This is a genomic window from Candidatus Harpocratesius sp. (assembly GCF_054039255.1).
The window spans coordinates 25,488-35,296 of the sequence record NZ_JBPLBG010000020.1; the positions used below are offsets into that span (position 1 = coordinate 25,488).

Below are 9,809 nucleotides of genomic sequence, written 5' to 3' on the forward strand. Positions count from 1 at the left end.
TATTGAAGAAATGGCAAAAAAAAATTCAAAACGGAAAAAAACAACACGAAAGACAAAAGCAAAAACAAAATCTAAAGTAGTAACACCCATCCGTGAATTAAAAGAAAATTTAGAAATGAAGGATTTACTTCCTGTTCGAAAACTTTTGGAAGAAAGATTAAAAGAAGGTGGAGCAACTACATACGAAATACCGCCAAAATCAGTAAAAATTGATGAATTATCCATGAATGAAGCTCTAAATAGGATAAACGAAGTTGCATGGGATCTAGTAAATCAGATTAAAATAACTGGATATCCTACATTTAAAATTCCCAGCCGCACTGCATCTAATATTATTTATGATGAAAAGCAAGATCTTTTATTATTAGGGCATAAAACAACCAATAAATCATTACTAACTTTAACATCGGCTCAGGAAACAGCTCGTTTGATGAAAGTTCTCGAAATAATTCATGAATTGCTACGAAAAAAGAAACATATGACAAAACGTGAAGTTTACTATGGAGATGTCAATCTTTTTCAAGAACAAAAGTTTAGTGATGCAAGTATTGAAGATGCATCAACATTATTAAAAACAACGCGAAATTCTACTGGAATAGTAGCAAAAGCTCGAGGTTCTGCAGTGGGACGATTACGACTTAAAGATGGTAATGAAATTATCGATTTAGATGCCCAAGGTTCAGGATCTTGGTCCATTACTCCAATGATAGATCAAGTAGAAGTGATTGAATCAGATGCAGAATTTATTTTAGTTCTAGAAAAAGATGCTGCAATGATGCGAATTATTGAAGAAAAATGGTGGCGGAAATATCCATGTATTGCATTAACCGCAGAAGGTGTAGGAAATGTAGCAACTCGTATGTTTTTAAAGAAAATTAATAGAGATCTTCGTCTTCCTACTTACTGTGTTGTTGATGCAGATCCGTATGGACATTATATATATTCAGTTTATATTCGGGGTTCAAAACGACTGTCCTATGAATCACCTTTCTTAGCAACTCCTGATATGCACCTTTTAGGTGTACTCTCTAGAGATTTAGATGAATATGGGGTAGATTATAGCTGTCGTATTCCTATGAACAAAGTAGACATGAAAAGATTAGATGATATAATAGCTGAACCGTATGTGCAATCAAATAAAAAGTGGAAAGAAGATTTAGAACTAATGAAGAAAACAAAAATGAAAGCAGAAATCCAAGCGCTATCTTCTCATGGAATTGAATACTTAACTGATACCTATTTACCAAATAAACTTTATTCTGGAGATTGGATATGAAAATCTTTAGAACAGATGATGGAAGAATTCTACAATTAGTAGAAAAGGAAAAAATGAAGGATTGGGATGCAGAAATGCCCTTACTTTTTATAGGTGTTATGAAAGATAAACGTATCCCAATGTATAAAAAAGAATTTCCTAAAAAATTAGTTTCTGAAGTAGAAGCATATTTAGATGATATTTTAGAAAATGTTGCAATTCCAAAATTAATAGAATCTCTTTCAAGCCCTTTATTAGAAGAACGATTAAAAGTAGCAGAAAATTTACTCGAATTAAGTAAGTCTAATCCAGATCAATTAAAAATTGCACTTCCACATTTAGAAAAAGCAGTTAATGATCCTAATAAAAAAGTTGCAAAGCTAGTTAAAGATGCAATTATGAATTATCATAAAGCCCAACGGCGAAAACAAACAGCTGCAAAAAGAAAAAAATTAACCGCTTTAAGAAAAAAGATGGATGCAATTGATAGAGATTATGCAGATGGAAAAATTTCAGATGAAGATTACTTAAAAGAACAGAAAATCTACTTGAAGCTAAAACGCGAAATTGAAATCGAAGAAAATCTTGACTCTTGATTCTTAATTAAGAATAGCTACATTTTTTTTTATACTTTAATAACTATTATTATAGATCAATTTATTAAAAAACAAAAAGGGATAACAATTGCCACTAGCTAGTTATGAACACCTTCAAAATTCAATATTGTGCATAGATATTGGATTAGATACAAATACTAATTTTGTTAGATGGACCAGCCCAACAACCAACGTATTTCCCATGGATATTGAAGCTGCAAGAAAAATGGCTAAAGAAAAGTTCTTTTTACATATAGAAAAACCAAATAGACGAATGGTTTTCATTAAAGATCGAGGAATTATCTTCTTTATAATGGCAGAAGTGGAAATTCAATATCAAATGATGGAAGCAATATTGGAAGAATGCATAGAACAATTTTTCAATTCTTATGGGGCGATTTATCAAAATTTCTTTTCAGGAATGACAAGTATTTTCGAAGGTTTTAAAACCACAATGAATTCTAATATTGAAAATGCCCAGAAAAATCGTATAAAATGGATTCAAAGTAAATGTCCAGTATGCCAAGAAAATTATTATGTCTGTGTGAGAAAAACTTTAATTGAAAATGCAAGTAGTTTTCCTGTTTCTATAGTATTCCAGCATGGAGGTCATGGATTACTAATCTATTTGGATGCTAAATTCCACACACGCGGAAGCGAAGTGGTGGAAATTACTGGATGAGAAAGAGAAAAAAGCGCAAAAAAAATTAATTAACGATTTACTGAAGGATAATCGCAGGTTTTCCAGGTAAAGCTTGCGATTTCTTCTTATCTTCTGCTTTTTCTTCTTGAAATACTTGAATCTTCATCCCTAGTTCTCGTTCAAGCAATATAGAATTTTTTTTTAAGAAATTATACTCATCTGTCTGAGATTTAAAAGGAACAGAATATTTACCAGGATTTCGGGATAGTTTTTGAATAAATCCCTTTACCATTTTTCCATAGGGTTTCCAATCAGTATTACTCATCGCGATTTTCATTAGTTCACCAAAGTTTTTACCATCTAGTACTTCTTTCAACATTTTCTGCACAAATTCATTCTTCCAATCCGCTGCAATAATAATTTTGACTTCTTTAGCGGTGTTCTTCAATATTTTTTGGATATTCTTAATATCTTCCACAACATTATCATAACAAAGCCAGTGTTTTTCTATTTCAGGGGAAATTAATTTGCTATCATATTTTGGCCATGAAGCTAAAGCAATCATTTCTGAATGCCCGTGAATTTGCCAAAGTTCTTCGCACATATGAGGAACAATTGGTGCAAGCATTAGAATTAATTTTTCTTTTGCCTCTTCATATAAAGATTTCAATGGGTGCATAGCTGCATAGCTTCGCAAAATTTCAGCAAAGGTGATGATTTCATTTAAAGCATCTCGGATTAGCATTTGTTCATAATTTTCAGTCACATTTTTTACCATCCGATTTAAACGAAATCTTATAAATTCATCATTGACATCAGAAATTTTACGAAATCTATCGACTTTTTGGGTAAGTAATTGCCATATTCTTGTTAGAATTTTATGATCTGAACTGCAATTTGCATCGGACCATTCCAATTCTTTTTCTGGATTAGCACCATGCATCATAAAGAAGCGAGCAGTATCTGCCCCAAATTCTTCAATAATTCCTTTGGGAGATACAGTATTTCCCAAACTTTTAGACATTTTTGCAGATTTCAAGATATATTTTTTACCGCATGTTTTACATGTTTGAGTCTCTGGATCGTAATCACCTTCCCATTTTCCATCTTTATCAAATGCAGCAGGAAGAAATTTGTCACAATACTCACAATATGGATGAGCCTTATTTATCATTCCTTGAGTAAGGAGGGCTTTGAATGGCTCATCAATCGAATGTAATCCCAAATCACGACTTACTTTTGTAAAAAAGCGCGCATATAACAAATGAAGGATTGCATGCTCTATTCCACCAATATATTGATCCACTGGTGCCCAATATTCCACATCATCCTTTTCATAAGGCACTTCTTCTGAAAAAGGGCTTGTATATCGGAAGAAATACCATGAAGAATCAACAAAAGTATCCATCGTATCAGTTTCTCTTCGTGCTTTACCTCCACATTTGGGACATGATACATTCATAAAAGTGGGACTATGTTCTAAAGGATTACCAGATTTTCCAAAAACAGCATCATTAGGTAATTTTACAGGCAGCTCATTGTATGGTACAGGAATAATTCCACATTTCTCACAGTAAATTATTGGTATAGGAGTTCCCCAATATCGCTGGCGAGAAATTAACCAATCACGAATTTTATAATTGACTGTAGGGCCTCCTTTCTTAATCTCTTGTAGTTTTGCTGCAATTGCCTTAATCGCAGAGCGGTTTTCCATCCCGGAGAATTCTTCTGAATTATCTAAGATTCCATCTTCAACAAAAGCACGGGACATTTTTTCTCCATTCAACTTAAATCCATCAAATGGTTGTATTACGACTTTTATTGGAATGTTATATTTTTTCGCAAATTCAAAGTCTCGTTGATCATGAGCAGGCACAGCCATTACCGCACCAGCACCATAATCATAGATTACAAAATTCCCAGCATAAATTGGAATTTTATCACCATTTAACGGATTTATTGCATATTTCCCTAAAAACATCCCCTTTTTCTCAGTTTCTTCGGACATTCGCTCATATCGATCTTGTTTCATAACTTCTTGGTAAAATTCATTGTATTTTTCTTCATATTCCGTCCCTAGCACCCAATCTTTACACCACGGATGCTCTGCTGCCATCGTCATAAAAGTAACTCCGAAAATTGTATCAACTCGAGTGGTAAATATACTTAAAGTTTGATCAGTTCCCTCCACTTGAAAATCAACGGTGGTTCCTTCACTGCGTCCAATCCAATTACGCTGCATGGTTTTAACCTTTTCAGGCCAGTTCAAGCCATCTAATCCAGATAGGAGCTCATCAGCATATTCCCTAATCTTGAAAAACCATTGAGACAGAAACTTAGGTTCAACATCAGTTTTACAGCGCCAACATTTTCCATTAATTACCTGCTCATTAGCTAAAACGGAATTGCAACCTGGACACCAATTAACTAAAGATTCTTTGCGATATGCTAAACCACGTTCGTACATCTTGAGAAACATCCATTGATTCCATTTATAATATTTCTCTTCAATAGATGAAACTTCACGACGCCAATCATAACTAAATCCGATTCGTTTTTGGTCAGCTTTAATACTGGCGATATTAGCACGTGTTGTGACCTCTGGAGGTGTTCCTTTCTTGATAGCTGCAATTTCAGCGGGAAGACCAAATGAATCATAACCCATTGGATAAAGAACATTAAAACCTTTCATTCGTTTATATCGAGCGAATGTATCTCCAATAGTATAATTTCTGAGATGTCCTAAATGAAGTTTTCCAGAAGGATAGGGATACATTTCTAGCACATAAAATTTTGGTTTAGAAGAATCCTTCTCTACTTCAAAGATTTTGGAGTCTGCCCACTGTTTTTGCCACTTGAGTTCAATTTTTTGTGGTTCGTATACTAGTTGCATAATCGAGATAAAATGAGAAAATACAAAAAATTTTTTATTTTACGGTAACACTTTTCGCCAAATTACGAGGTTTATCTGGATCAAGACCTTTAGAATCAGCGATGAAATAAGCCATAGTTTGTAAAGCAAATGCAAAAGGAACAGCCGCCATAGCTATAGCTTCTGGCGAATTTGCTATGGGAATTCTAATGGTATAATCCGAAATTTCAGTAACTTTTGAATCATAATCAGCAACTACTGATATTATCATCCCTCCCCTACTTTTCATTTCCATAATATTTCCGATTAACCGATCATAAGTTTGATCAGGGATTGCTACGAAAACAATCGGAAAGCCATCTTCAATCAGTGCAATTGGACCGTGTTTTGATTCACCTGCAGCATACGCTTCAGTATGAATATAAGCAATTTCTTTTAATTTAAGCGCACCTTCCAAGGATGCTGCTTGCCCCAATCCACGCGCAAGAAAATAAATATTATCTGCATGTGCAATTTTAAGCCCAATTTCTCGGATTTTTCCTTCTTCAATAATTAAATGATCAATTACATCAGCAGTATCAAGTAAAGCTTTGCGAAACGCTTCAATTTGAGCCAAACTGTATTTGTGACTTAATTCTGCAATACGCAAGGCAACCAAACTCATCGCTGTGATTTGTGTGCAATAAGCTTTTTGGGAAGCAACAGCAATTTCAGGTCCAGCAGTAGTAATAATGACTTCATCAGAATAGCGTGTTAGCGATGACCCTACCACATTCACAATAGAGCAAATTTTCGCACCAAATTTTTCACGCGCATAACGAACCGCCTCGATGGTATCCGCAGTTTCGCCTGATTGAGATACTGCAATTACTAAAGAATTTGGTTTCATTTCCGGAACAGCATCTATAAATTCAGAACACAAAATTGCTTGAATATAAGGTCCTCCAAAACGGGTCATTTGAAATTTTCCAGCTAAAGCAGCATAAAAGGCGGTACCCGCTGCAGTTATAAACACATGGTCTGCATCTAAAATGGCTTGGGCAAACGAATCTAAGCGATCTTGAGTCATACTCATTTGATCACGAATTTTTCTGGGAACTTCATGCAATTCTTTATGCATAAACCACTTGTAGGGTTTTCCATCTAACACTTTTTGAGCTGCATCTATGCTGTAATTAACTTGGAAATGATTATTTTGAATTCTTTCGCCCGATTTAACCTGATAGATTTCCACTTCACCAGGCCGTAAAACAGCAATTTCATTATCATCCAAAACAATTGCTTCTCGAGTTAAAGGTAAAAATGCAGGAATATCTGAAGCACAGAAAGTTGTTTTTCCGGGAATAATTCCTATAACCAAAGGAGATTCTTTTCGTGCCACAACCATATAATTTGGATTATCAGCATGAATCACAACAATCCCATAAGCACCTTTGCAACGTTTTACAGCTTCCATTACTGAATCTTTTAAGTCAAATCCTTTTCCCATAAATTCTTCAATTAAGTGAGGAAATACTTCAGTATCAGTATCAGATTGAAAGGTGTGCCCACGCATCGCTAATTCTTTGCGTAAATCTTGATAATTTTCAATGATTCCATTATGTACCAAAGCAATTTTGCCTGTACAATCCACATGGGGGTGTGCATTATTATATACAGGTTTTCCATGAGTAGCCCATCTTGTGTGAGCAACTCCAAATGTTCCTGGAGTAGAATCAAGCCATCCATCTTTATTGATATCTGCAATTCGACCTGCTTTTTTACGCACTTCTATACGACCATTATTGACCATAGCAATGCCTGCAGAATCATAACCCCTATATTCTAAGCGTTCAAGACCTTCCCTAATCAATCGAGCAACTGGGAGATCCTTCTCTTTTGTAATCAGTCCAAAAATACCACACATTTTAAATTAACACCTAATTAAGCATAGTAGCATGCAATTCATCAAAAGTTTGTGTTCTTCACAAAAGATTCTTCTACCCTTCTGCACTTCCCCAAGATCGACTGAAGATTGGATCGTCATTAGGTATTAAAGAAAGTGAATATGAACATTTCTTTTGGAATTGTGTTACTTGCTTCTAAGTTGTAAGATAAAAGAGAGTGTACAATTAATAAAATTTTGCTATATTATTATTAAATCTTGTTATAGTGAAAACTAATTCGCACTAATCTGCACTTTCACCTATTTCTATTTAATAAGCAAAAGGGATAAATGGAAAGAATTCTTGGAACCCATAAGGAACATGGGCCGCAAGTGTAAATTTTTTGAAAAGTGTCACCAATCTGCAGTGTTTCGAATCCCTCATTCAAATTTGGCGCTCTGTAAACAGCATTTTTTAGAAAATGTCGAAAAGAGAGTAAAAAAATTAGTAGAAAAAAAGCATATGTTTCACCCAAATCGAGGAGAAAAGTTATTGATTGCTGCAAGTGGAGGGAAAGACTCACAAGTATTAATATCAATTATTAAAACACTCTATCCAGAAAATTTAGACATCGAAGCCTTATACATCGAATTAGGGATTAAATCAGACAATTATTCAGTTGACTCGGGTAAAATTGCAAAAGATTGGTGCAAAAATTTTGATATTCCATTTCATACATTAAATATTAAGAAAGATTACGGCATTAACATTGATGATCTTCATAATCTGAGAGAATTATATAAGAAATCACATTGGCAATATGATTTACAAGCATTTAGGGGAGAATGTTCTTATTGTGGATCATATAAACGTTATAACATTAATAAATTTGCATATGAACACAGTTTTACAGCAGTAGCAACAGGTCATAATCTAACCGACGAAGCGACCAGTCTTTTGAATAATTTTTTAAATCAAAATTTAATGTTTTTGAGCAGACCAGGACCAAAATCGAATAGCAAGTCCAAATTTTTGATTCCCAGAGTCAAACCTCTCTTTTTCATAAGCGAATTAGAAATTACTATGTATGCTTATTATAAGAATATCCCATATCTCCCCACAGAATGCCCTTATGCCCGACAATCACCAGTAAATAAATTAAAGGGAGTTCTATTAGAAATTGAAGAATATAGGAAAGGTAATATGATTGCATATACACGTGGATTTTATAAAAAACTTCAACCTGTTATAAATAAAGCATATCAATCACAAATAAAGCCAGAACAGTCAGAACACTTGTGTAGTCAATGTGGAAGACCAACATTCGGAAAAATCTGTTCGTTCTGCAAGACTCAAAGATATCTGCACAAACAATTTCGAAAAGTCGATGAAAAATTACATATTGACCTAATCCATCACAGAAATAATAACAAACAAAATATTCAAGAAATACATTAATAATTTCTATTAGAAATTATATTTCTGAAAGGAATATCTTTAAGCATATATAAAAATGCACGATAATAATAATAAAAATGATCATCTTCATATAATGGTGAAAAAAATAAAAGTTTTTAATGAAAAAGATATGGACCCAGAGGAATTTGAATCCTCGATCTCCTGAGTGCGAGTCAGGCGCTTTACCAACTAAGCCATGGGCCCTTTATATTTACAAATGAAGCCAACTTTAAATTATTTTTCTTATAATTCTTTACAAAGTGGCGAAATTTCTAAAATTGATTGTGTAAAATGAAAAGCGATGAATTTTCTAAAGGAAAATAGAAGAGATTGGAATATTTTTACAATATTTTTTCTGATTTTTTTGATTGATTTTATCATCTTAAATTAGGCTTGGACATGTCGTGACAATTTTTTACAGCAATGCTATTCTTTATTATTTCTGATATTATTAATTAATTTATATAATTGGAAATAAATAATAAGATCTCATAAAAAAACAAAAAAAGAAATTAATTGTTGTCTTGTTGTCGTTAATAGTATTCTATTTTTCATCAAATTTTGTTAATTTTCTTTACTATCTGATTTAAATGGAAAAATAAATCCAAGATAAGCATAAATTGTGCTGACAATTGCTAAAGCCCATACTATACCATAAAATATAGAATTTTTTAAACTTGTGAGAGTAACTACAATATTCAACGGAAGAAATACTGCAGCTGTAGCTGAAAATATGATTAAGTATGTAAAACCTTTCTTTCCAACAGGATCATTTAATTTTTTCTGGGTTTGAAAAGCTACAATCATTAAAAAGAAATATAGATACATTCCAATCAGAAATGATGCAATCATAAATAAAATTGAGAAAGAAAGCGTGGGTGTATGAGGAATAGAACCCTTTATTAGTACAGCATATATAGATCCTAGAATAACTAATATTCCAACTGGTATTGTGAAATAGAAAATAATTTTTCGAATTGTATTTGAGGGTTTGAGAATTTCCTAATTCCCATGATTTACTTTTTTGTGGTTAGATTTAAGAAGTCACCTCTCCATTTTGCAGGTAATTAGAGTTGGAAGAACAGTTCCAACCATTTGATATGATATATTCAATTTTTTA

6 protein-coding genes, 1 tRNA gene and 1 pseudogene are annotated in these 9,809 nt (G+C 33.2%); 4 read left to right on the top strand and 4 right to left on the bottom strand.

Going from position 1 to position 9,809, the window contains the following annotated elements; translation table 11 throughout:
• Window positions 1-10: 10 nt before the first annotated feature.
• The 3 genes from ACXLDF_RS04420 (at window position 11) to ACXLDF_RS04430 (ending at window position 2,533) form a co-directional block, all read left to right on the top strand.
• Entirely contained in the window at window positions 11-1,276 is a 1,266-nt protein-coding gene (locus ACXLDF_RS04420) for a hypothetical protein (protein WP_457557287.1), read from the top strand.
• Window positions 1,273-1,851, top strand: a complete 579-nt coding sequence (locus tag ACXLDF_RS04425) for a hypothetical protein (protein WP_457557288.1) — start codon at window positions 1,273-1,275, stop codon at window positions 1,849-1,851. Before ACXLDF_RS04420 ends, ACXLDF_RS04425 begins: the two co-directional genes overlap by 4 nt.
• An 88-nt stretch (window positions 1,852-1,939) precedes the next feature.
• On the top strand, window positions 1,940-2,533 hold the full coding sequence (locus ACXLDF_RS04430; RefSeq protein ID WP_457557289.1) for a hypothetical protein: 594 nt from the start codon (window positions 1,940-1,942) through the stop codon (window positions 2,531-2,533).
• Between the two features lie 331 nt (window positions 2,534-2,864).
• Here the strand turns inward: ACXLDF_RS04430 and leuS are convergent.
• Both leuS and glmS read right to left on the bottom strand, forming a co-directional pair.
• Window positions 2,865-5,387 (bottom strand): annotated as a pseudogene (leuS, locus tag ACXLDF_RS04435) (leucine--tRNA ligase); the annotation flags it as partial.
• A 34-nt stretch (window positions 5,388-5,421) separates the two neighbouring features.
• A complete protein-coding gene (glmS, locus tag ACXLDF_RS04440; RefSeq protein WP_457557290.1) occupies window positions 5,422-7,272 on the bottom strand; it encodes a glutamine--fructose-6-phosphate transaminase (isomerizing) in 1,851 nt (616 codons plus the stop codon).
• A gap of 322 nt (window positions 7,273-7,594) precedes the next feature.
• On the opposite strand from glmS, the gene ACXLDF_RS04445 reads away from it, so the two are divergent.
• The gene (locus tag ACXLDF_RS04445) at window positions 7,595-8,689 is read left to right on the top strand and encodes a PP-loop family protein (protein WP_457557291.1); all 1,095 of its coding nucleotides are present in this window, start codon (window positions 7,595-7,597) and stop codon (window positions 8,687-8,689) included.
• A 131-nt stretch (window positions 8,690-8,820) separates the two neighbouring features.
• On the opposite strand, the gene ACXLDF_RS04450 is transcribed toward ACXLDF_RS04445, so the two are convergent.
• Window positions 8,821-8,893, bottom strand: a tRNA-Ala gene (locus ACXLDF_RS04450).
• 360 nt (window positions 8,894-9,253) lie between these two features.
• Window positions 9,254-9,496, bottom strand: coding sequence for a hypothetical protein (locus ACXLDF_RS04455; RefSeq protein WP_457557292.1), 243 nt, complete (start codon window positions 9,494-9,496; stop codon window positions 9,254-9,256).
• Between the last annotated feature and the right edge of the window lie 313 nt (window positions 9,497-9,809).